Origin of the sequence: Halorubrum sp. SP3, assembly GCF_005435195.1 — an archaeon.
Taxonomy (GTDB): Archaea; Halobacteriota; Halobacteria; order Halobacteriales; family Haloferacaceae; genus Halorubrum; species Halorubrum sodomense.
This window is the reverse complement of record NZ_SGTU01000258.1, coordinates 1-580: the sequence shown is the minus strand read 5'-3', so window position 1 is coordinate 580 and position 580 is coordinate 1. Positions and strand designations below refer to the sequence as shown.

Here is a 580-nt window from a genome sequence, read left to right as displayed (position 1 = left end):
ACGAGTATCTGGATGACGACGAACACGAGTCTGCGGCGTTCCCTGATGCGTCTGTGACGGTTGCCGTTGACGCGGACGTAGAAGCGGCACGCGGGGCGATTGAGAGCCTTCAGACCAATGTGGAGGCACTCAACGAAGAACTGAAAGAGGCTGCCGAGCGAGCCGCTGATGTCGATCTCGGCGCTGTTGATTTTGGCCTCCCCGCGCCGTCACCGTCCGACGTTCAGGTGGAGATGGAAGCCATCGAGACGGACGACCGAGAGATGGTTCCCGCAGAACCGCTCTACGAGTTAGCGGAGATGTGGGCGGGTGTGTCTGTCCATCCCGCACTCGGTGACGAAGACGCGAGAACGTACCGACAGGCTCGCAAGGAGTCTGGTGAGTGGCTGAAGACAGAATTAGACGAGTTGACGGAGGACGACGATGGGTAGTTACGTCTTCGCCTGCCCCGAGTGTGGCGCCACGATCATCGCTGACAACGGCGGTGGTGCTCACGGCCAGCTCACGCTCTACTGTACGGGTGACGAGGATGAGTCCCACACCGCAGTCGAGATGGAGGAAGAAGACGATGCGTAGTCCC

The 580-nt window shown here is 60.3% G+C and carries 2 protein-coding genes; both read left to right on the top strand.

Features of this window, described 5'->3' with window-relative positions; translation table 11 throughout:
* The coding region (locus EXE42_RS18880) for a hypothetical protein (protein WP_158293762.1) at window positions 1–431 on the top strand (431 nt) is incomplete at its 5' end.
* Window positions 424–576, top strand: a complete 153-nt coding sequence (locus tag EXE42_RS18875; RefSeq protein ID WP_158293429.1) for a hypothetical protein — start codon at window positions 424–426, stop codon at window positions 574–576. The genes EXE42_RS18880 and EXE42_RS18875, both read left to right, overlap by 8 nt.
* The last annotated feature ends 4 nt before the right edge of the window (window positions 577–580 follow it).

Excerpts from the sequence above, each read along its gene's own strand:
- EXE42_RS18875 (WP_158293429.1), top strand. The coding sequence starts at position 424 with ATGGGTAGTTACGTCTTCGCCTGCCCCGAGTGTGGCGCCACGATCATC.